We start from the raw sequence: 21857 nt of genomic DNA, 5'->3' as shown, positions 1-21857 counted from the left end.
TAAAACGTGGTCTTAGGGGCATTGGCTGTACAAAAACTCGTCAGGGGCTAGCGGGTGGCGTCCTCGTCGAATTCCTCGTCGTCGACGTCGTCCTCGTCGATGTCGTCCGAATCATCGCCCTTGTACGGATCCGCGTCGCCTGCGTGCTTGGCGCCGGCAGCCAAAGCGGCTACCTCGGCGTCGCGACGCTTGGCTTCGCGCAACAGCTCCTCAAGGTTCGAGGCGTTGACCGGGATCTGGTCTGCCACGAATTCAAGGGTGGGCGTGAGCCGGACAGTGATGTTGCGGCCAACTTCCTGGCGCAGAACGCCCTTTGCCTTCTCCAGAGCCTTCGCGGCGTCGGAGTGGGCAACCTCGTCACCAAACACCGTGTAGTAGATGGTGGCGTGCTGAAGGTCGTTGGTGACGCGGGCGTCGGTGACCGTGATGGACTCGACGCGCGGATCCTTGACCCGGCGCCCGAGGGCCTCGGCGACGACGACCTTGATCCGCTGTGCCAGTTTGGCAGCGCGTGCGGGATCAGCCATGACTTCCTCCTGGAAAGTAGAAACGGGGACGGAACGGGTCCGCCGGGATTACCCGACGGACCCGTTCCCTGCGGAACCTAGACGCGCGGCTTTTCGCGCATCTCGAAGGTCTCGATGATGTCGCCTTCGCTGATGTCATTGAAGGAGCCAAGACCGATACCACACTCGAAGTCGGTACGGACTTCGGTGGCGTCATCCTTGAAGCGCTTGAGCGTCTCAACGGTGAGGTTGTCACCGATGACCTTGCCGTCGCGGCTGACACGTGCCTTGGTGTTACGGCGGATGATGCCCGAGCGGACGATCGAGCCGGCGATGTTTCCGAACTTGGAAGAACGGAAGACTTCGCGGACCTCGGCGGTACCGAGCTGGACTTCCTCGTACTCCGGCTTGAGCATGCCCTTGAGAGCCATCTCAATGTCATCGATGGCTGCGTAGATGACCGAGTAGAAGCGCATGTCCACGCCTTCACGGTCAGCCAGTTCAGCCACGCGCTCGGCCGGCTTGACGTTGAAGCCGATGATGATGGCGTTGTCCACCGTTGCCAGGTTGACGTCGTTCTGCGTAATGGCACCCACACCGCGGTGGATGACGCGGAGCTGAACGTCGTCGTCTCCGACATCGATCTTGAGCAGGGCGTCTTCGAGGGCTTCCACGGCACCGGACACGTCACCCTTGAGGATGAGGTTGAGGGTGTCGATCTTGCCTTCGGCAACTGCCTGGTCGAAGTCTTCCAGGCTGATGCGCTTGCGGCGCTTGGCCAGGGCGGCGTTGCGGTCTGCTGCTTCACGCTTCTCAGCGATCTGGCGGGCCGTACGCTCGTCCGGGGTCACCAGGAAGGTGTCACCTGCACGCGGCACGTTGGACAAACCGAGGACCTGGACCGGACGGGACGGCAGTGCGACGTCGAGCGCCTCACCGTTCTCGTCGAACATCGCACGGACGCGGCCGTGGGCCGTACCGGCAACGATCGTGTCACCAACAGCCAAAGTACCCGACTGCACCAGGACGGTGGCAACGGAACCGCGGCCCTTGTCCAGGTTCGCTTCGATGGCAATGCCTCGAGCGTCCTTGTCCGGGTTGGCGCGCAGATCCAAGGCGGCGTCGGCGGTCAGCAGGACTGCGTCGATCAGTTCATCGATGTTGAGGTTCTGGCGGGCAGAAACCTCAACGAACATGGTGTCGCCACCGTATTCTTCGGGAACCAGGCCGTACTCGGTGAGCTGGCCCTTGACCTTGTCCGGGTTGGCGCCTTCCTTGTCGATCTTGTTCACAGCGACAACGATCGGCACATTTGCCGCCTGGGCGTGGTTGAGTGCTTCAACCGTCTGCGGCATGACGCCGTCGTCGGCTGCGACAACCAGGATCGCAATGTCGGTCACCTTCGCACCACGGGCACGCATGGCCGTGAAGGCCTCGTGACCAGGGGTGTCAATGAAGGTGATGTCGCGGGCCTGGCCCTCATGAATGTGGCTGATCTGGTAAGCACCGATGTGCTGGGTGATGCCACCGTGCTCGCCGGCCACAACGTTGGAGTTGCGGATGGCGTCAAGCAGGCGGGTCTTACCGTGGTCAACGTGACCCATGACGGTGACAACCGGCGGACGCGGCTCAAGGACGTCGTCGCCTTCGGCGTCAAGTTCGTCCTGGATGTTGATGTCGAACTGGTCCAGGAGCTCGCGCTCTTCGTCTTCGGGCGAAACAACCTGAAGCTTGTACCCAAGTTCAGCACCGAGCAGGGCAAAGGTGTCTTCGTCCAGCGACTGGGTTGCCGTTGCCATCTCACCAAGGTGGAACAGTACGGTCACCAGCGATGCGGGGTTCGCATCGATCTTCTCGGCGAAGTCCGTGATGGACGAGCCGCGACGCAGGCGGATGATGGTCTCGCCGTCACCGCGGGGTACTGATACGCCGCCCAGCGACGGAGCACTCATCTGCTCCAGTTCCTGGCGCTTTGCACGCTTCGACTTGCGCTGCTTGCCGCGACCGGCGCCGCCCTTGCCGAAGGCACCCTGGGTACCACCGCGGCCACGGCCGCCCTTGCCAAAGCCACCGCCGGCGGGAGCTCCGCCACCAGTGCCTGAACCTGGAGCACCACCGGGACGACCCGGTCCGCCACCCGGACGGCCTGCGCCACCGGGACGGCCAGCGCCACCGGGAGCCGGACGCTCAGTGCGGTTGGGCATCATGCCCGGAGTCGGACGGTTTCCGCCGCCCGGACCACCGGCAGGACGCGGAGCGCCCGGACGGGGTGCGCCAGGACGGGGGGCACCTGGACGGGGACCGCCGGTTCCTGCTGCGGGGCGGGGACCACCGGTGCCGGCTGCGGGACGCGGACCACCGGTGCCGGCCGCGGGGCGGGGACCACCGGGACGTTCGCCGTCATTGCGGCGTTCGCCACGGGGCATGCCCTGGGACGGTGCGAACGGGTTGTTGCCCGGACGCGGCGCACGGTCGCCATCGCCACCACGGCCGCGGGGCATGCCCTGCGACGTAGCGAACGGGTTGTTGCCGGGACGGGGACCGCCCGGACGCGGGGCCTGGCCGCCTTGGCGGGCCGGCGAAGGAGTCTCTGCCTTGGGAGCGGGACGTGCGCCGGGCTTGGCCGAAACCGGGGTGGATGCAGCCGGAGCAGCAGGGGCTGCCGGAGCCGGCGCCGAGGGAGCGGGCGCGGCCGGGGCGGGAGCTGCAGGCGCCGGGGCAGCAGCCTTCGGTGTTGCAGGGCCCGGAGCCGGAGCAGCCGGACGGGACACGGGACGGTTAGCCGCGGGAGCGGCTGCAGGGGCGGCAGACTTGGCAGCGCCGGCACCCGGGTAGGCGTCGCGAAGCTTCTTCACGACGGGGGCCTCAATGGTGGAAGAGGCGGAGCGAACGAATTCGCCCAATTCCTGCAGTTTTGTCACTGCATCTTTGGAAGTAATACCGAGCTCTTTGGCGAGCTCATGTACGCGGACCTTGGCCACATTTCTCCTGTCTCGGTCCGCACCGAGCCAGGCACGAACCGTCTACTTCTTACTGCGGGCCTTCGCCGCTTGCGCGCATGAAAGGCCCATTGCAGAGCGCAACAAAGTTGTCATCGTTACGCACTCATCGCTGGGAACTCATCGGGTTTCCATCAGTTTTCTGACCCGCTTTCAGGTTTGGACGGTTTTCCTGTGGGTGCCTCGGCCTCCACAAGTGGCGTACCCGGCATGAGGTAGCGTTCGACGGCGCCCGTTTCAGTTGCGCCCGCAAGGGCCCTTCCGAACGCGCGACGCTTGATCGCCAATGCCAAGCACTTTTCGCTGGGGTGAAGCCACGCACCCCTGCCGGTCATCCGGCGTCGAACATCGACGAGGACAGCAGGTGAACCGCCGCCTTGGGCGACCAGCCGGACAAGCTCGGACCGGGAGCCTTGCTTCCGGCATCCAATGCACGTGCGAACAGGCCCTTGGACGCGTTCAAGCAGTTCAGCCACGACGTGTCCAACCTGCCTTACGCTACTGTCGCCCGGAGTCCAGGCCGGTCAATTCAGCCGTGGCACACCAAAACACATGGATACCGGACGTAAGCCCGGTTCCATCCATTCTAGCCCCCCGGTCCCTGAGTCCTGAAACCAGGGGCGCCGGGAGCGTGGCGTGGATCCTGCGGCCGCGGCCGCGCTGCCGGCCGCTATTCGGACTTGGCGGGAGCGGCGTCGGAAACGATATCGATCCGCCATCCCGTCAGCTTGGCCGCGAGCCGGGCGTTCTGGCCCTCTTTGCCGATCGCCAGCGAAAGCTGGTAGTCCGGGACCACTACGCGCGCAGAACGGGTTGCCTCGTCCGTGATTGTGACCGAATTCACCCTCGACGGCGACAACGAGTTCGCGATGAAGGTCGCCGGGTCCTCGCTGAAGTCGACGATGTCGATCTTTTCGTCGTTCAGTTCAGTCATGACGGCGCGGACACGTGAACCCATTTCACCGATGCAGGCACCCTTGGCATTGACGCCGGGAATGTTGGCCTTCACCGCAATCTTGGTGCGGTGACCGGCCTCGCGGGCCAGTGCCACGATCTCAACCGAGCGGTCCGCGATCTCCGGAACTTCCATTTCGAAGAGCTTGCGGACAAGGCCCGGGTGGGAGCGGGAGAGGGTGATGGAGGGACCCTTGGCGCCACGGTGGACGTCCACGACGAAGGCACGCAGACGGCTTCCGTGCAGGTACTTCTCGCCGGGAACCTGCTCGGGCGGCGGAAGCAGCGCTTCGATGGCCCCCAGGTTGACCTGAATCATGTGCGGGTTGTTGCCCTGCTGGATCATTCCGGCCACGAGTTCGCCTTCACGGCCCTTGAACTCGCCCAGCACGTTGTCGTCCTCAACATCGCGCAGGCGCTGGAGGATGATCTGGCGTGCGGTGCTTGCCGCGATACGGCCAAAGCCTGCCGGAGTGTCTTCGAACTCGCCGATGGCTTCGCCGTCGTCGTCGATTTCCGTGGCCCAGATGGTGACGTGTCCGCTCTTGCGGTCCAGTTCGGCGCGGGCCTTTTCGTAGGCACCGGGCGTCTTGTGGTATGCCACCAGCAGCGCTTGTTCGATGGTGGGAATCAGGAGATCCAGCGGGATTTCACGCTCACGCTCCAGGAGTCTCAGTGCGCTCATGTCAATATCCATTAGGCCTCCTCGGAAGGTCCGTTGTGCTCGTCTTCCAGCGCAGCCTCATGGAGGTGGCTGAATTCAATCTCGACTTTTCCTTGGCGGATCCTGTCGAAAGGAATAGTGATGGGGTCACCCTGCTTGGGCTTCATGCCCTTCTTGACTTCGTGCTCTGGGATCAGCGTCACATCGTTCTCACCGACGGACGTAATGCGTCCCAGCACGTTCTCGCCCTGGATGACGTTGACCCGGACCATCCGGCCACGGGCCCGGTGCCAGTGGCGGGGCTCGGTCAGTGGGCGGCCAACACCCGGAGAGGAAACCTCAAGGTCATAGGGACGTCCGTCGTCGTGGGGGTCGTTGTCAAGGATATCCGACAGTCCCCGGGAGACATCGGCGATGGCGTCAAGACTGACGCCGCCGGTTTCCTCCTGCGGGAGGTCCACCACGACGTGGACGGTGCGGTGGGATCCGGCAACGTGGATGGAGACATCCTCGAGGTAGAGCCTGCTGGCAAGGACGGCCGGTTCAAGCAGCGCCTTGAGCCTGCTTTCTTCCGGGTTGTGGATGGTGGCCGTTGAGTTCGATTCAGAACGGTCTGTTGAAGTCGTGGCTTCCGAGTCACTCACGTTGCCCGCCGCCTCCCGATAGATGTTGTTGTGACTACTAGCCTAACGATTTTCCGGCGGTCATGGTGCACGGAGTCCCCCGCCCACGTGACACCATGGTGTGTTGTGAACGGGCAATCGAGCGAAAAACGACGAACACCGGCTTGGGGCCAGGTTGTGCTGGTTGCCGTGGTGGCCCTGTTGGTTGCGGGCACCGGAATGGTGCTGATTCCGCGCGATTCCGCCACTCCTGCGGCCGTTTCCTTCTCCGAATCGGCCCGCGCCGGAGCCTCGGCCGATGCCTTGGGGCTGCTTGAAGCGGCTGGAGCCCTGTCCGGGGCCGAAGGTCCGGAGGCCAAAACCCCGGCTCTTGCAGGTGTTGTGACTTTGCTGACAACGCAGGCCCGGGCGTTGATGGCTCCCGACGCGGCTTCGGGCAGCTCCACGCCGGCATCCACCATCATTGCGGGCACCGTGGCGCCGACGCGTGCTTCGCTGCTGGAGCAGCTCTCCGCCAGCGGAAGGAAACGCCTGGCGGACGCGCGCGAAGCCGACGGCGGAATGGCCCGCCTTCTTGCCGCCGTCGGAACTGCCCAACTGATCCACTCCGAGAGGCTTGCCGCAGCATGGCAGTTGCCCCTCCCCGCGGACCCGTCATCCGCTGCTATAACGGTGGCCCCAACGACGGTACCTGCGGCAACGCCGACGGCGGCGGCCTGCCCGTCCGTCAGCCCGACGCCGAACCCGTCGTCGGCTACCACCGACTCGGCCCTCGCCGCAGCGGTCCGCTCACAGCAGGAGGCCGTCTATGCCTACCAAGTGGCCCTGAAAAGGCTGGACGCCGGCGCTGCCACCGGAGCGGCCAAGGACCTGCAGGTGCACGCCCTCCTGCTCAAGCAGGCCGAGGCCTTGACGCGCGCCAACTGCGCCGACGTACCCCCAGCCTCCGCCGGCTATCAGCTGCCGGAGCTTTTCGCCAAGGACCCTGCCGCCGCTTTGGGTGCGCTCGAGGCGTCGTCTTTGCCGGGCTTCGCGGACCTTGTTGCCTTGTCCACCGGCGAAACCCGGGCCTGGGCGGTGGATGGCCTTCTTGCGGCGGCCCGCAGGAGCGTCGCCTGGGGCGCCGCGCTTGCGGCCCTGCCCGGAATCACGTTCGACGCCGGGCAGTTGCCTGAGCTGCCGACGTCGAGCACTTCTTCCACCCCGGCAACGGTGACGAACGCGGGATAGGCCAGCCTAGCCATGCTGGTCAAGGCCGTCCACGGGTGCTTGGCTTGGAACATGGCTTCTACAGAAACTGCCACCACCCACGAGAACGAGCCACACCGCGACGACCTCGCGCACCGGCTGAACTGGCTGCGGGCCGGGGTGCTGGGGGCAAACGACGGGATCGTATCGGTCGCCGCAATCGTCGTGGGGGTGGCCGGTGCCACCACCAACACAGGCAGCATCCTGGCCGCAGGAACAGCGGGTTTGGTGGGCGGAGCGATCTCCATGGCGTTGGGAGAATACGTGTCCGTCAGCAGCCAGAGCGACACGCAGAAAGCCCTGATCGAAAAGGAACGCCGGGAACTCGCGGAGCAACCCGAGGACGAACTCAATGAGCTTGCCGCGATCTACGAATCCAAAGGTCTCAGTCCCAAGACGGCCAGGACCGTTGCCGAGGAACTGACCGAACACGATGCCTTGGCTGCCCATCTCTCAGCCGAACTGAACATCCACGAAGACGACATCGTGAGCCCCTGGAACGCCGCCCTTGCCTCCGCAGTGGCCTTCACTTTGGGAGCAGTGCTGCCGATGCTGGCAATCCTGCTTCCGCCACCGGAACTGCGGGTACCGCTGACGTTCGTCGCCGTGCTTCTTGCATTGGCCATCACGGGAGCCGTCGGAGCCTGGATCGGCGGGGCCTCCCGCTTCCGGGCTGCTGTCCGGGTGGTGCTCGGCGGAGCCCTGGCGTTGGCCGCGACGTTCTCGATCGGAACGCTCCTGGGCGCCAGCGGCGTTTTCTAAGGGCCTGGCCTTGCCACGGAGTTAGGCTGTTCGCGTGAGCCTTCACGCGATGATTCCCATTCCGGGCGACCTCCACGCCCGCTATAACCGCGACTCCGCGGGCCGGGACTGGCTGGCCAGCCTGCCGGGTCTGATCGCCGAAGCCCTGGACCGGTGGCAGCTCACCGTGGACCTGGCACCTGGCCACGAACCATGGAACGGCCACGGCGCCTTGGTGGTGCCGGTCCAGCAGGACGGCGCCGCCGCGGCCTTGAAAATTGCCTTTCCCCACGACGAAGCGAGGGTCGAGCGGCACGCATTGGAACTGTGGGACGGCCGTGGCGCTGTCCGGCTCCTGACGTCCGATGCCGCCAGCTGCTCCATGCTCCTGGAACGGCTCGATGCCTCACGCTGGCTACAGGACGCTCCGATGGACCTGGCGGTGGACACCTGGGGCGGCATTGTCCGGGAGCTGTCCATACAGCCCGGCCACGGACCCCAGTGGCAGGCCTTTGACCACATCGCAGGGACCGCGGAGCGCTGGAGCGACGAACTGCCCGCCGAATGGGAACGCCTCGAGCGGCCCTTTCCCCGGTGGTTGCTGGAGGCGGCCCTGGAGGTGTGCCAGACGCGTGGAGCCGTGGGCCGCCGTTCAGGCAAGGACGTGTTGGTGCACACGGATCTGCACTTCATGAACATCCTGGCCACGCGTGCAGACCAGCCTGGGCGCGGGAGCTATCTTGCCATCGATCCACAACCGCAGATCGGCGAGGCGGAGTTTTCCGTGGCACCACTTCTCTGGAACCGGATCCATGACCTCTCCCGGACAGACCCGGAGGCCGCGTTGCGTGAGCGCTGCGCGGACTTCAGCCTTGCCGCAGGCCTTGATCCGGAGATCGCCCGGCAGTGGAGCGTTGCCCGCGAAGTGGCGAACGCGTTGTGGTACGCCACAAAGCCCGGACACGATGGGGATCTGGCACGCTCCCTCTGGGTGGCCAGCACCATGGCTGGCCGGACGCTGGACCACTTGCCGCCCGCCCACGAACTTCCCGACCCAACTGCGCCTAAAAGCTGATCGCGCTCAAAAGCTGAGCAGCCGCGTCAGGCGAAGTTTTCGTTCCAGACATCCACACCGAGTTTGACGATCAGCGCCGCCACCACGATGAGAAATACGAGGCGCACGAACTTGCTTCCCCTGGCCACGGCTGTCCTGGCGCCCAGATAGCCTCCCGCCATGTTGGCCAGTCCCAGGACCAGGCCCACGCCCCACAGCAATGAGCCATGCGGCAGGAAGAAGATGAGCGCTCCGGCGTTGGTTGCCATGTTGACGATCTTGGCTTTGGCGCTGGCTTCCAGGAAGGCATAGCCCATGGCCGAAACCAGGGCGATCACCAGGAACGAACCAGTACCGGGGCCAATAAGGCCGTCGTAGAAACCGATGACACCGCCAATGAGGCAGGCCACGACGTAATGTTTGTGGCCATCATGGCGCAAGGCCGTCAGCTCGCCTGCGCTGGGACGCAACGCGGTAAAAATCGCGACGGCGATCAGCGCGAGGACGATGATCGGCTTGAAAACACTCGCGGGCAGTGATGCGGCGAGGATTGCACCGCCGAAGCTCCCCGCCAGGGCAATCACCGCCATGGGAATCGCGGTCTTCAGGTCCGGCCCAACGCGGCGATAGTACGTCACTGCACTGGTCGCGGTCCCGAAAATCGAACCCATTTTGTTGGTCGCCAGCGCCTGGACGGGCGTGATGCCGGGCACCAGCAGCAGGGCGGGGAGCTGGATCAGTCCCCCGCCCCCAACTACTGCGTCAATCCAGCCGGCTGCGAATCCAGCCACCACAATCAGGATGACCGTGGTGAGCTGGATGGATTCGAAGCCGGATATCAACGGGAACGAACGGCGTTGACCACGTAATCCACGGCCTTGTCCACGGAGACGTTCTCGGCCTCGCCACTGCGACGGTCCTTGATTTCAACAACGCCTTCTGCCAGTCCCCGTCCAACGGCCAGGATGGTGGGCACACCCACAAGCTCGGCGTCGCCGAACTTGACGCCGGGAGATACCTTGGGCCGGTCATCGAAGATGACGTCCAGCCCGGCAGCCTCGAGCTCGTTGGAGAGCCTCTCGGCGGCCTCGAAGATTTCCTCGCCGCGTCCGACGGCCACGACGTGGACATCGGCCGGAGCAACCGAACGGGGCCACACGATGCCGCGCTCGTCGTGGTTCGCTTCAGCCAGGGCGGCAACCGCACGGGTCACGCCTACGCCGTAGGAGCCCATGGTCACGACTACCTGCTTGCCGTTCTGGTCCAGGACCTTCAGGTCGAGGGCTTCGGCATACTTCCGGCCGAGCTGGAAAATGTGTCCCATCTCGATGCCGCGTGCGGTTTCCAGGGGGCCGGACCCGTCGGGGGCGGGATCACCTGCGCGGACTTCGGTGCTCTCGATGACGCCGTCCCAGCCAAAGTCGCGGCCCGCCACCAGGCCGAAGACGTGCTTGCCCTCGGAGTTGGCACCTGTGATCCAGCTGGTGCCGGACACAACCCGGGGGTCGACCAGGAACAGCACTTTGGAGGAGCCTTCAAGTCCCAGGACAGGCTGGTCAAGGGACAGCCCGGGTCCGATGTAGCCCTTCACGAGCCACGGCAGCTTCTTGAGGTCTTCCTCATTTGCGGCCTCAAGCCCGATCTCGCCTGCAATGGGCAAGTGGGATCCGATGTTTGCTTCCACGCGCTTGAGGTCAACTGCACGGTCACCCGGAACGCCGATCACGACGATCTGGCGCTCACCGGTGGGCAGCGTCACGGCGAGGACCACATTCTTGAGGGTGTCGGCGGCAGTCCAGGCGCCGCCGTCGGACTCGCCGCGCGGAGCGAGCTGGTTCGCTGCGTTCACCAAGGTCTCGATGGTGGGGGTGTTCGGTGTATCCAGCACCTCGGCGGCAGGGGCGTTGCTGAAGTCGATGTCATCGGGGACAACGGTGGTGACAGCTTCGACGTTGGCGTAATAACCGCCTGCGGAGCGAACGAATGTGTCCTCGCCGATGTCGGTGGGGAACAGGAATTCCTCGCTCTTGGAGCCACCCATGGCACCGGCCGTGGCTGCGACAGGAATCACTTCAAGGCCCAGCCGTTCGAAGATCTTCAGGTAGGCAGCCCGGTGGGCGGCATAGCTGGCGTCGAGGCCGGCATCGTCGACGTCGAACGAGTAGGAGTCCTTCATGATGAACTCGCGGCCACGGAGGAGACCCGCGCGGGGACGGGCTTCATCGCGGTACTTGTTCTGGATCTGGTACAGGCTCAGCGGCAGGTCTTTGTAGGACGAGTACAGGTCCTTGACCAGCAGTGTGAACATTTCCTCGTGCGTGGGGGCCAGCAGATAGTCGGCACCCTTGCGGTCCTGGAGGCGGAACAGGCCTTCGCCGTATTCGGTCCAGCGGTTGGTGGCCTCATAGGGTTCGCGCGGGAGCAGTGCCGGGAAGTGAACTTCCTGGGCCCCGATAGCGGCCATTTCCTGGCGGATGATCTCTTCGACCTTGCGCAGGACGCTCAGGCCCAGCGGCAGCCAGGTGTAGATACCGGGCGCGGCACGGCGGATGTAGCCGGCGCGGACCAGGAGCTTGTGGCTGGCGACCTCGGCGTCGACGGGATCTTCACGCAGGGTGCGCAGGAATAACTGGGAAAGGCGAAGGACCACGGGTACGTATCCGTTTCTTTGGCAGGTGTGGCAGAACAACTGCGTACTAATCTACCGGCTTGCGGCCTTGCGCCTTTAATGGACGGATTCACCCGCCGCCTTGCCCTGAACGCGGAAGAGCCACGCCTTCGCGAGTGGAAGCCCCTGGCCGCCGTGGGCTGGTCATCCTGCGAGGGCGTGGCTCAACGACCGGCCGGCCGCAAGCGTTATCCGTGGACTATCCGGTCTTGCCCTCCAGGGCGACCAGTACGCCTGCGACTGCGAAGAACTTATTGCTGCCGAGCTCGCGGATGGTGTCGATACCCAGGGAATCCTTCAAGGCTTTTGCCGTGGCATCCGTAACACCTGCCAATGCGGCCGGAGAAGCATCCAGGATTTCCTTGAGGCTCTTGTCCTCGTACGCCTTGTCCAGTGCTTTGGAAAGATCAACGCCAACTGCCATTGTCACGATTCCCCTCATTGATCACCCGCGCCCCAACGACACGGTTAGGGATGAACCTATGTGATGGCGGACACGATTTCAAGGATTTTTCTACTTTCGATGGATAAGGAAACCTTGACCTGTTTGGGAAGCAGTCTTACCTTTAATTCATCACTTGGTGAATTACTGGATGTTCGTGAGGCCGCCATGTCACACATCGCCCGGCACGCCGCTCCCCCGCCCGCCGCTGCCATCACCTCAGCGGGTCTGCACGTCACTCTGGGACGCACCCCGGTGCTGCGCGGCCTCGACTTCTCAGTGGAACCAGGCAGGATAGCGGGACTGCTGGGGCCATCGGGAAGCGGAAAGACCACCCTCATGCGCGCAATCGTCGGAGTCCAGCGGATCACCCGGGGCTCGGTCACCGTGCTCGGTTTGCCCGCCGGCAGCGCGCCGTTGAGGCACGACGTCGGGTACGTCACCCAGGGCGCCAGTGTCTACGGCGACCTCAGCGTCGAAGCGAATGTCCGCTACTTTGGCGCCATGCACGGCGCGACGGCGGCCGACGTCACCGAGGCGATTGACGCCGTCGGACTTCAGGAATTTGCCCGGCAAAGAGCGTCCAGGCTCTCAGGTGGCCAGCTCAGCCGAGTGTCCTTGGCCTGCGCGCTGGTGTCCCACCCGAAATTGCTGGTTCTTGACGAGCCAACCGTGGGCCTGGACCCCGTGCTGCGGGCCGAACTCTGGGAGCGCTTCGCCGCCATGGCTGCGCAGGGAACCACCCTGCTGGTCTCCAGCCACGTCATGGAAGAGGCGTCGCACTGCTCCACCTTGCTGCTGCTGAGGGACGGCCTGTTGCTTGCCCAGCTGACCCCGGCGGAGCTGGCCGAGCGCGGACGCAGCGACGACCTCGAACGGGCCTTCCTGACCATGATCAAGGCCGCCGGCAGCGGCCAGCAGGAAAGCCAGGTGGCTTCGTCGTGAACCTCCGCATGACCATCGCAACCACCACCCGCGTCCTGGGACAATTGCGGCACGATCACCGCAGCGTCGCCCTGATCCTTGTGGTGCCGGCCCTCCTGTTGACGGCCGTGTACTTCCTCTACGAAAACGAAAGCCTGCCACCAGGAGTCCCGAGGACGTTTGATCGCGTGGGCCTGATGATGCTGGCGATCTTCCCCTTCGTAGTGATGTTCCTGGTCACATCCATCACCATGCTCCGCGAACGCACCTCCGGAACGTTGGAGCGGCTGCTCACCACACCCATCCATAAGGCCGACTTGTTGTTCGGCTACGCCTTGGCCTTCTCGATCATGGCGGCCCTGCAGTCCCTCGTGGCTACCGGGGTGGCGTACTGGATTTTCAACCTCGACATCAAAGGAAGCCCCGGCCTGGTGGTGCTGATCGCCGTGATCAACGCAGTGTTGGGCGTCGCCCTCGGTTTGCTCTGTTCGGCGTTCGCGCGGACGGAGTTCCAGGCCGTGCAGTTCATGCCGGTGGTCGTGGTCCCCCAGATCCTCCTGTGCGGCCTGTTCGTGGCACGCGAAGACATGAACCAGGTTTTGGAAGGCATTTCGGGCGTCCTTCCGTTGACTTTCTCGGTGGATGCCCTGAAGGAGATCGCAAGGAATTCCGAGGCAACCTCGGCAATGTGGCAGGACGCTTTGGTGATGGCTGCGATCGTGGTGGGCGTGCTGGTCCTGGCGTCGCTGACCTTGCGGCGTCAAACGCGATGAGCCTTCCGCAGCTGCGACGCGGCCGACGCAGCCCGGGAGATCACTCCAGGGAAGCCATAGTGGCCGCCGCCCGGTCGCTCTTCGCGGAGCAGGGGTTCGACGCGACGAGCCTGCGCCAGGTCGCCCGCGAAGCCGGCGTGGATCCGGCCATGGTTCACCATTTCTTCAAGGGCAAAGACGAGCTGTTCGCAGCAAGCGTCGAGTTGCCGGCAGACCCTGCGGAGGTACTGTCAGAGGTCGCAAGCGCGGATCCCCATGCAAGGGCGGAAGTCGTTGTCCGGGCCGTCCTGGAGCTCTGGGAAGGCCCGGCGCAGCACGCCATGGTGGCCTTCGCCCGTGGAACCATCGGTTCCAGGGCCAAGACGACGCTCATGAAGGAAGTGGTCACTAGGGCTGTCCTGCCACGGATCATGGACGGGTTGCCCGGCTCGGCCGAAGAGGTGCGGCTGCGCGGCAACCTGGTGGCTACGCAAGTGGTGGGACTCGTGCTGGCGCGATACGTGATCCGGCTACAGCCCCTGGCGTCCGCCCCACGCGAGGAAGTGGTCCGCTTGGTTGCCCCAAACATCCAGCACTACCTCACAGGCAACCTGGACTCCCCCAAGTAGCTGGGACGGACGCTAAAACAGGACAGTCGCGAACGTGCCCACCTGTTCAAAACCCACGCGCTCGTAGGTGGCACGGGCTTTGGTGTTGTAGTCGTTGACGTACAGGCTCGTCACCGGGGCAAACGACCTTGAGAGATTGACGACGGCGGCCATGTAACCGGCGCTTTGGCCGCGACCACGCAGCTCCGGATTCATCCACACGCCCTGGACCTGGGTGACTTCCTTGGTGACAGCCCCAAGCTCGGCCTTGAAGACCACCGTTCCTGCAGCGTCGATATGAACCAGCGAATGGCCTTGCCGTATGAGGCCGGCGACCCGTTTGCTGTAGAACTCCTGGCCGCCCAGGAAGGGCGAGTAGCCAACTTCTTCCTCGAACATGGCGGCGCAGGCAGGCAGGATCCTGTCGAAATCCGCCATCGAGCCAAAGGTCAGGTCAGGATTGGCGGTGATGACGGGGCCGCCGGAAATGGACAGAAGTGGTTGCTCGGCGCGGACCTCGTGGGCAAGATGGCCCAACTGCTCGAAGCGGGAATACAAGGCCAGCACGGTTTCGGCGGGTCCGAAAATCGAAGCGTACCGGCGCCCGTTGTGATGGGCCGCGTTGGCCACGTAACCGGCAAGCCCGGGATCCAGTTGGACGGGGACCAGATTGGCTCCGGCCCAGCAGGCACCCAGGAGGGTGTCGCCGTCGAAGACTCCGTACACGCTGGCGCCGCCACTGGTAGGCGCCGCGGTTCCAGTGCTTTCGAGGTGGGCGAGGATGAAGACGTTGGCCACCGCGTCCTCGTTTGCGAGCGCGCGAAGGGCCAGGGTGTCGGCATCGCCGAGCACCCTGACCCCTAAGCCGTTCTCGTTACGAGACGCTAACCACGGGGCTACCCTTGACAGCATCTTCGCCATCGGCCTCCCCCATCTCTTCAGCGATACGCATGGCCTCTTCGATCAGTGTCTCAACAATTTCGCTCTCCGGCACAGTCTTAATGACTTCGCCCTTCACGAAAATCTGGCCCTTGCCGTTTCCGGAGGCCACGCCAAGGTCCGCTTCGCGTGCTTCGCCCGGTCCGTTGACGACGCAGCCCATGACCGCAACGCGCAGCGGGATCTCCATCCCTTCCAGACCGGCAGTCACCTGCTCCGCAAGCGTGTAAACGTCCACCTGGGCACGGCCGCAGGACGGGCAGGACACAATCTCAAGCTTGCGGGGGCGCAGGTTCAAGGACTGCAGGATCTGGTTGCCCACCTTGATCTCCTCCACCGGCGGGGCGGAGAGGGAAACGCGGATGGTGTCGCCGATGCCGCGGGAAAGGAGCGCACCGAAGGCCGTGGCCGACTTGATGGTGCCCTGGAAGGCCGGTCCGGCTTCGGTCACGCCCAGGTGGAGTGGCCAGTCGCCCTTCTCTGCCAGCATCTCGTAGGCAGCCACCATGACCACGGGGTCGTTGTGCTTGACCGAGATCTTGAAATCGTGGAAGCCGTGCTCTTCGAACAGTGAAGCCTCCCAGACAGCGGACTCAACGAGTGCCTCGGGAGTGGCCTTGCCGTACTTCTTCAAGATGCCCGGCTCAAGGGAACCCGCGTTCACACCGATGCGGATGGAGGTGCCGTGGTCGCGGGCAGCGGCGGCGATTTCCTTCACCTGGTCATCGAACTTACGGATGTTGCCGGGGTTCACCCGTACGGCGGCACATCCTGCTTCGATGGCGGCGAAGACGTACTTGGGCTGGAAGTGGATGTCGGCGATCACGGGGATCTGGGACTTCCGGGCGATGATGGGCAACGCTTCGGCATCGTCAGCGGAGGGGCAGGCAACGCGCACAATGTCGCAGCCGGACGCAGTAAGTTCGGCAATCTGCTGGAGGGTGGCGTTGATATCGGTGGTGGGCGTCGTGGTCATCGACTGAACGCTGATGGGCGAGTCAGAGCCAACGCCAACGGAACCGACCTTGATTTGCCGCGTTTTGCGTCGCGGGGCAAGGACGGGGGGTGGGGCTGCTGGCATTCCCAGGCTGACCGAGGTCACGTGGACTCCTTGGGTTGGGGTGGATCGTTGTGGTGGAGGTAGCCCGGGCTAGGAAGCGTGGGCTGCCAGGACGCCAATGATGGGGGACCATTCCGTGGTGCGGATGCCGGCGATAACTCCGGCTTCGGCGAATGGATCCTGCTTGAGGAGGTCATTGAGTTCTGCTTCTTCAGAGGACTTGAAGATCAGCAGCGCACCAGCACCGTCGCCGTACGGGCCGCTGGCGAGCAGCTTGTTGTCCTCTGCCAGTTCGGCGAGCCAGGCACGGTGTGCTGGGCGGGCTTCGTCGCGGAGGGCGTCGGAATCGGCGACGTATACATACTCAACAGCGAAAACAGTCATGGTGCTAGCCTATCCCCCTTGCCCGGCAGGAAATGTTCACGTGGCATGAATAGTCATGGCTCAGCCGAAGATGTTCACGGGCTTGACGATGTCCGCGTATATCAGCAGGACGCTCATGCCAAGCAGCAGCGCCGCCACGACGTAGGTCACGGGCAAGAGCTTGGCAATATCGAAGGCTCCGGGGTCCGGCTTGCCACGCAACTTGGCCACCCGGCGTCGTACTCCTTCGTAAAGCGCACCCGCCACATGGCCGCCGTCGAGCGGAAGGAGCGGGATGAGGTTGAAGATGGCCAGGGCGAAGTTCAGCCCCGCCAGCAGCCCGATCAGGGTTCCGATCCTGGCCTGCAGGGGTACCTGCTCCATGGCTGCTACTTCACCGGCTACCCGGCCTACGCCCACCACGCTGATGGGTCCGTTGGGATCCCGTGGCTCTTCGCTGAAGGCTGCCTTGGCAACCCCAACCACCCTTGCGGGAAGGTTGAAGATCACACCGGAAATCTGCTTGATGTTCTCCCCCGCCATGGGAAGAACGGCCGACGCCGGTTGGGGCACCAGGGCGCTTTGCGCGCCGATGCCCAGGAAGCCGACTTCCTGGTACTGCAATACGCCGTTGGCGTCCTGGGCTTGCCGGCCATCGGACCCAATGACAGGGCGCGATGAGAGTACAGGTGTCACTGTCGTCTCGACGGACGCGCCGTTCCGTTCCACCGTGATGGGGACTTCCCTGCCGGCGGAGGCCCTGATCCAGCCGGTCAGCTCATCCCAGTTGGTGACGGGCTTGCCATCAAATGAGGTGACGGTGTCGTTGGGCTGGAGGCCCGCCGCCGCGGCCGGAGTGAGCTTGCAGTCGGCAGAGTCGGGGTCGACGGTTTCCCCCGCCGCTACCTGGCACTTGGAAACATCGGCGATGGTGGTGGTCGCTTTGGCAACGCCGAAGCCCATGAGGAGAACTGCCAACAGCACCAAACCAATGATCATGTTCATGGCCGGTCCGCCGAGCATGATGATGATCTTCTTCCACACGGGCAGCTTGTAGAAGACCCGTCCTTCATCGCCGGGTCCCACTTCTTCATGGGCCACGGAGCGCGCCTCGGTGGCGAGCGTCTGGAACATGCCCGTGCTGGAAGGGCGGACGCCGCCGTCGTCCTTATTGGGCGGGTACATGCCGATCATGGAAACGTAGCCACCCAAGGGCAGCGCCTTGAAGCCGTACTCCGTTTCGCCCTTCTTCTTGGACCAGAGCGTGGGCCCGAAACCGATCATGTACTTGGTGACGCGCACCTTGAAGAGTTTCGCCGGCACCAGGTGGCCTACCTCGTGCAGCGCAATGGAGACAGCAACGCCGATTGCGACGAAGATGACTCCAAGAATGAAGAGAAGGACGGGACTCATGCCGGTGGGACTGCTTCCGTAAGGGGTTTGGGGGCTACAGGGCGCTGCTTGAAGCTAAACGATCGTGGGTTCGGGCTCGTGCCCACTTCTCAGCATCCAGCACGGACTCCACAGTCAGCTCAGAGGAACCTGAATGTTCGCTGAGGACGGATTCGACCGTATCCACGATGTCGGTGAAGCGGATGCGGCCCGCATGGAAGGCTTCAACGGCTTCTTCATTGGCCGCGTTGAACACAGCCGGGAAGGTGCTGCCCTGCTTGGCAGCGTCCTTGGCGAGGTCGACGGCGGGAAAGGCCACCGCGTCCAACGGTTCGAACGTCCAGCTTGTGGCCTGCGTCCAATCGCAGGCCTTCGCAGCGTGCGGAACCCGGTCCGGCCACCCCAATCCAAGGGCGATGGGAAGGCGCATGTCCGGCGGCGAGGCCTGGGCGATGATGGATCCATCCACGAACTGGACCATCGAATGGACCACGGACTGGGGATGGACCACCACATCGATCCGGTCCAAGGGCACATCGAAAAGCAGGTGGGCTTCGATCACTTCCAGGCCCTTGTTGACCAGGCTGGCTGAGTTGGTGGTCACCATGAGCCCCATGTCCCAGGTGGGGTGGGCCAGCGCCTCCTGCGGGGTGACATGATGGAGCTCTTCGCGGGTGCGGCCGCGGAAGGGACCCCCGGAAGCTGTCAGGATGAGCTTCTCCACTTCCTGGTCTGTCCCGGACCGCAGGCATTGGGCGATCGCGGAATGCTCGGAGTCCACTGGAACGATCTGGCCCGGACGCGCCGCGGCTTTGACCAAGGCACCACCAACGATCAGCGATTCCTTGTTGGCAAGGGCAAGAGTCGCTCCGGTGCCGAGCGCAGCGAGCGTGGGGGCAAGTCCGATGGAGCCGGTGATGCCGTTGAGGACAACATCGCACTCGATGGCAGCTATTTTTGTGGAGGCCTCGGGGCCGGCAAAGATGTCAGGGGCGAAATTCTTCAGGCCGGCTTCAGCCGCGGCGGCCTCGATCAGTCGCTGCAGGAGGGCAGGATCACCCTGCGCAATGCCCACTGCCTGGACCCGGGTGTGGACCGCCTGCTTCGCCAGGAGGTCCAGGTTTCCTCCGCCGGCGCTCAGCGCCACAACCTCGAAACGGTGCGGGGCTGCGTCGACGACGTCAATCGCCTGTGTGCCGATGGAACCTGTGGACCCGAGGATGACGATCTTGCGCGGCTGCATGGCTTAAGTATCCCAGCCGGCACCGGCAGCGGCGAACGGGTTCACCCGGACGGAAGGCCGCTTGGCTTGACCGCGGGACTCCCCTGCGTACCGTGGAATTGTGGAATGGCTGTCCTGGTTTGATGCGTGGGACCACGAATTCGCCCGGCAAGTGCTGCAGCGCGGCACGGCGGCACTCTATGCCGTGGCCTTTCTGTCAACGTTGAACCAATTCCCTGCCCTGTTGGGCGAGCGGGGACTGCTGCCCGTTCCGGATTTCCTGGATGTTGCCCGACGGATGGGCAGGCCCACGCTCTTCCGCCGCTTCTACTCCGATGCCATGCTTCGGGCGGTGTGCTGGGTGGGAATCGCCGTGGCAGCACTGTTGTTGATCGGCGTCCCGCAAGCAGGTCCTCCGTGGCTGCCGATGCTGGCCTTTCTTGCCCTGTGGTTTCTTGACATGTCGATCGTCAACGTCGGCCAGACGTTCTATGGGTTCGGGTGGGAGATCCTGCTTCTCGAGACCGGATTTGTCGTGGCTTTCCTTGGCTCGGACCAAACGCCACCGCCGACCCCCATCCTGGTCCTGATCACCTGGCTGGTGTTCCGGCTGGAGTTCGGCGCGGGCATGATCAAGATCCGTGGCGGAAGGGAGTGGCGGGACATGACGGCGATGTTCTACCACCACGAGACCCAGCCAATGCCCGGCCCGCTCAGCAGGCAGGCCCACCTTCTGCCCCGACCGCTGCACAAGGTCGAAGTGGTGGGCAACCACTTCGCACAGCTGGTGGTGCCGTTCTTCCTCTTTGCGCCGCAGCCGCTGGCCAGCATCGCCGCAGGGATCATCATTGTCACGCAACTGTGGCTCGTGGCATCCGGGAACTTCGCGTGGCTGAACTGGGCGGCCATCGTGCTGGCTTTCGCCGCCGTAAGCGACCCCGTTGCCCACGCGGTCTTCCCGTTCATCCCGCTTGAGTGGCACCCGGGCGCCCAAACCCCGGTGTGGTGGCTCGCCGTCGTCGTCCTGGTGACCGGCTTGCTGCTGGTCCTGAGTTATCGACCGCTCCTGAACCTCTTTTCACGCCAGCAGCTCATGAACGCCAGTTTCAACCGGTGGCGCCTGGTCAACGCCTATGGAGCGTTCGGGACCGTCACCAAACAGCGCATCGAGATCGTGGTGGAAGGGACCATGGAAGTGGAGCCGGACGCTCCCGATGACAACTGGCAGGAATACGGCTTCAAGGGCAAGCCCGGCGACGTTCGCCGCGTGCCCCGGCAATGGGCGCCATACCATCTGCGGCTGGATTGGATGATGTGGTTCCTGCCGCTGCGGACCGTGCACGAGGATTGGTTTTACGCTTTCCTCAACAAACTGCTGGAGGCGGACGCGCCAACGCTTGGGCTGCTTCGCCATGACCCGTTCGACGGCGAGCGCCCCCGTTGGGTGCGGGCGCGCAGCTACCTGTACCGCTTCGCCACCCGGGCCGAGTTCCGCGAAACCGGCGATCGCTGGGTGCGGGTGCTGCTCTACGAAGCCATTCCACCGCTGGGGCTCCGCCCTGGTCGGCGACACTCTGCGTAGCGACCCACTAGCCCTTTAACTGCCCACTTTTGCCGGCGAAGTGCCCAGCCCGCGCGGGGCCGCGGTGGACTCGCGGACAACCAGGTGCGTGGCCAGTTCGACCCGGCGGGAGTCGATTTCCTCGCCGCTCCTCTGGCGGAGGATGAAGTTGAGCGCCGACCGGCCCATGTCCTGCAGAGGTTGGGACACAGAGGTCAGCGGCGGGAGCGACTCTTCCGCTTGCGGCGTGCCATCGAAGCCGACAAGGCTCATGTCCTCGGGGATCCGGATGTTCTGCCGCCTGGCCTCAGCCAGCACGCCAAGGGCGATGCTGTCGCTGCCCGCGAAGATTGCCGTGGGCGGTTCCTCCAAGGCCAGGAGTGACTTCATTGCAGCAACTCCGTTCGTGGACCGGAAGGGGCCTGCTGAAATGTACTCCTCCACGACAGGTACCCCCACCGCCATCAGCGCGGCCATGTAACCGTGCAAGCGGGCCTGGCTGCACTCGGCACCAGCCGGCCCCCCGATATAGGCGATGCGGCGGTGTCCAAGGTCAAGCAGGTGCGTGGCTGCGGCCTTTCCGCCGGCCCAGTTGCTGGCTCCAACACTGAACACGTCTCCCGGCGGCGGGTTGAGCGGGTCGACCACCACAACCGGTATCCTGCGACGCTGGAACGCCTCCAGTTGCCCCGAACCAAAAGCTGACGTAACGACGATCATGCCGCTGCGGCCTTCGTCGAGCAAGCGCTGGGCGCGCTCTTCCGGGCCCAACGGCGAGCCCGTTTGCCGGCTGGTGACAGAGAGGATGACCTCCATGTCCGAGGCCGCGGCCTGCTCGAGGATTCCGTTCAGCACTTCCACGGAATAGGCGGAGTTGAGGGAGTCGAAGACCACCTCCACAGCCTGCTGCGCAGGAGGGCTCTTCCGTTGGAGCGGGGACCTGTAGCCGGTCCTCTGCAATGCGGCGAGAACGCGGTTCCTGGTTTCCTCAGCGACATCCTGCCGGCCGTTGACCACCTTGGATACCGTCGGGGCTGAAACGCCCACTTCCTTGGCGACGGCGGCCAAGGTCAACTTGGGCGGACGGACTTCTCGAACCATGGTCCCCAACTTTCGAAATCTTTCGATGTGCAATTC

Annotated in this window: 21 protein-coding genes; 7 read left to right on the top strand and 14 right to left on the bottom strand. The window is 64.3% G+C overall.

Annotated elements, in window-relative coordinates:
* Positions 1-47 precede the first annotated feature (47 nt).
* From rbfA to FDP28_RS18220, 5 genes are all read right to left on the bottom strand, one after another.
* Positions 48-527, bottom strand: coding sequence for a 30S ribosome-binding factor RbfA (gene rbfA, locus FDP28_RS18240; RefSeq protein ID WP_144663017.1), 480 nt, complete (start codon positions 525-527; stop codon positions 48-50).
* A gap of 77 nt (positions 528-604) precedes the next feature.
* A complete protein-coding gene (infB, locus tag FDP28_RS18235) occupies positions 605-3487 on the bottom strand; it encodes a translation initiation factor IF-2 (protein WP_144663016.1) in 2883 nt (960 codons plus the stop codon).
* 152 nt (positions 3488-3639) lie between these two features.
* On the bottom strand, positions 3640-3981 hold the full coding sequence (locus FDP28_RS18230) for a YlxR family protein (protein ID WP_144663015.1): 342 nt from the start codon (positions 3979-3981) through the stop codon (positions 3640-3642).
* 194 nt (positions 3982-4175) lie between these two features.
* Entirely contained in the window at positions 4176-5156 is a 981-nt protein-coding gene (nusA, locus tag FDP28_RS18225; RefSeq protein ID WP_144663014.1) for a transcription termination factor NusA, read from the bottom strand.
* A complete protein-coding gene (locus FDP28_RS18220) occupies positions 5156-5767 on the bottom strand; it encodes a ribosome maturation factor RimP (protein ID WP_144663013.1) in 612 nt (203 codons plus the stop codon). Before FDP28_RS18220 ends, nusA begins: the two co-directional genes overlap by 1 nt.
* 105 nt (positions 5768-5872) lie before the next feature.
* On the opposite strand from FDP28_RS18220, the gene FDP28_RS18215 reads away from it, so the two are divergent.
* The 3 genes from FDP28_RS18215 to FDP28_RS18205 are packed head-to-tail and all read left to right on the top strand — an operon-like array spanning position 5873 to position 8810.
* Positions 5873-6976, top strand: coding sequence for a ferritin-like domain-containing protein (locus FDP28_RS18215; protein WP_260842531.1), 1104 nt, complete (start codon positions 5873-5875; stop codon positions 6974-6976).
* 51 nt (positions 6977-7027) lie between these two features.
* Positions 7028-7756 carry a VIT1/CCC1 transporter family protein gene (locus FDP28_RS18210; protein ID WP_144663011.1) on the top strand — a complete coding sequence of 243 codons (729 nt, stop codon included), beginning with the start codon at positions 7028-7030 and terminating at the stop codon, positions 7754-7756.
* Positions 7757-7805: 49 nt separating this feature from the next.
* Positions 7806-8810, top strand: a complete 1005-nt coding sequence (locus FDP28_RS18205) for an aminoglycoside phosphotransferase family protein (protein ID WP_144663097.1) — start codon at positions 7806-7808, stop codon at positions 8808-8810.
* Positions 8811-8836: 26 nt separating this feature from the next.
* Here the strand turns inward: FDP28_RS18205 and FDP28_RS18200 are convergent, their stop codons facing one another.
* The 3 genes from FDP28_RS18200 to FDP28_RS18190 all read right to left on the bottom strand — a co-directional run bounded on the left by FDP28_RS18200 (position 8837) and on the right by FDP28_RS18190 (position 11881).
* Positions 8837-9631 (bottom strand): sulfite exporter TauE/SafE family protein, encoded by a 795-nt coding sequence (locus tag FDP28_RS18200; protein WP_144663010.1) that lies wholly within the window; start codon positions 9629-9631, stop codon positions 8837-8839.
* Complete coding sequence (locus tag FDP28_RS18195; protein ID WP_144663009.1) at positions 9628-11439, bottom strand: proline--tRNA ligase; 1812 nt, start codon at positions 11437-11439, stop codon at positions 9628-9630. The genes FDP28_RS18200 and FDP28_RS18195 overlap by 4 nt, the downstream gene beginning before the upstream one ends.
* 217 nt (positions 11440-11656) lie before the next feature.
* Complete coding sequence (locus tag FDP28_RS18190; RefSeq protein WP_144663096.1) at positions 11657-11881, bottom strand: hypothetical protein; 225 nt, start codon at positions 11879-11881, stop codon at positions 11657-11659.
* Positions 11882-12067: 186 nt separating this feature from the next.
* Here FDP28_RS18190 and FDP28_RS18185 point away from each other — a divergent pair, with 186 nt between their 5' ends.
* The 3 genes from FDP28_RS18185 to FDP28_RS18175 are packed head-to-tail and all read left to right on the top strand — an operon-like array spanning position 12068 to position 14204.
* A complete protein-coding gene (locus FDP28_RS18185) occupies positions 12068-12844 on the top strand; it encodes an ABC transporter ATP-binding protein (RefSeq protein WP_144663008.1) in 777 nt (258 codons plus the stop codon).
* 8 nt (positions 12845-12852) lie between these two features.
* Entirely contained in the window at positions 12853-13596 is a 744-nt protein-coding gene (locus tag FDP28_RS18180) for an ABC transporter permease (protein WP_144663007.1), read from the top strand.
* Positions 13597-13655: 59 nt separating this feature from the next.
* Positions 13656-14204 (top strand): TetR/AcrR family transcriptional regulator, encoded by a 549-nt coding sequence (locus FDP28_RS18175; RefSeq protein WP_313955651.1) that lies wholly within the window; start codon positions 13656-13658, stop codon positions 14202-14204.
* Between the two features lie 12 nt (positions 14205-14216).
* On the opposite strand, the gene FDP28_RS18170 is transcribed toward FDP28_RS18175, so the two are convergent.
* The 5 genes from FDP28_RS18170 to dxr are packed head-to-tail and all read right to left on the bottom strand — an operon-like array spanning position 14217 to position 19180.
* On the bottom strand, positions 14217-15095 hold the full coding sequence (locus tag FDP28_RS18170; protein WP_144663095.1) for a GNAT family N-acetyltransferase: 879 nt from the start codon (positions 15093-15095) through the stop codon (positions 14217-14219).
* Positions 15058-16224, bottom strand: coding sequence for a flavodoxin-dependent (E)-4-hydroxy-3-methylbut-2-enyl-diphosphate synthase (ispG, locus tag FDP28_RS18165; RefSeq protein WP_144663005.1), 1167 nt, complete (start codon positions 16222-16224; stop codon positions 15058-15060). The genes FDP28_RS18170 and ispG overlap by 38 nt, the downstream gene beginning before the upstream one ends.
* Before the next feature lie 48 nt (positions 16225-16272).
* Positions 16273-16566, bottom strand: coding sequence for a YciI family protein (locus FDP28_RS18160; protein ID WP_144663004.1), 294 nt, complete (start codon positions 16564-16566; stop codon positions 16273-16275).
* Between the two features lie 60 nt (positions 16567-16626).
* Positions 16627-17958: a M50 family metallopeptidase gene (locus FDP28_RS18155; protein WP_144663003.1), complete on the bottom strand. Its 1332-nt coding sequence runs from the start codon at positions 17956-17958 to the stop codon at positions 16627-16629.
* 34 nt (positions 17959-17992) lie between these two features.
* Positions 17993-19180: a 1-deoxy-D-xylulose-5-phosphate reductoisomerase gene (gene dxr / locus FDP28_RS18150; RefSeq protein ID WP_144663002.1), complete on the bottom strand. Its 1188-nt coding sequence runs from the start codon at positions 19178-19180 to the stop codon at positions 17993-17995.
* A 100-nt stretch (positions 19181-19280) separates the two neighbouring features.
* Between dxr and FDP28_RS18145 the strand changes: the two genes are divergently transcribed.
* The gene (locus tag FDP28_RS18145) at positions 19281-20741 is read left to right on the top strand and encodes a lipase maturation factor family protein (RefSeq protein ID WP_144663001.1); all 1461 of its coding nucleotides are present in this window, start codon (positions 19281-19283) and stop codon (positions 20739-20741) included.
* Between the two features lie 15 nt (positions 20742-20756).
* Here the strand turns inward: FDP28_RS18145 and FDP28_RS18140 are convergent, their stop codons facing one another.
* The gene (locus tag FDP28_RS18140; protein WP_144663000.1) at positions 20757-21821 is read right to left on the bottom strand and encodes a LacI family DNA-binding transcriptional regulator; all 1065 of its coding nucleotides are present in this window, start codon (positions 21819-21821) and stop codon (positions 20757-20759) included.
* Positions 21822-21857 lie beyond the last annotated feature (36 nt).

This window comes from Paenarthrobacter nicotinovorans (assembly GCF_007670255.1).
Lineage (GTDB): Bacteria > Actinomycetota > Actinomycetes > Actinomycetales > Micrococcaceae > Arthrobacter > Arthrobacter nicotinovorans_B.
This window is presented reverse-complemented; position numbering and strand designations above follow the sequence as displayed.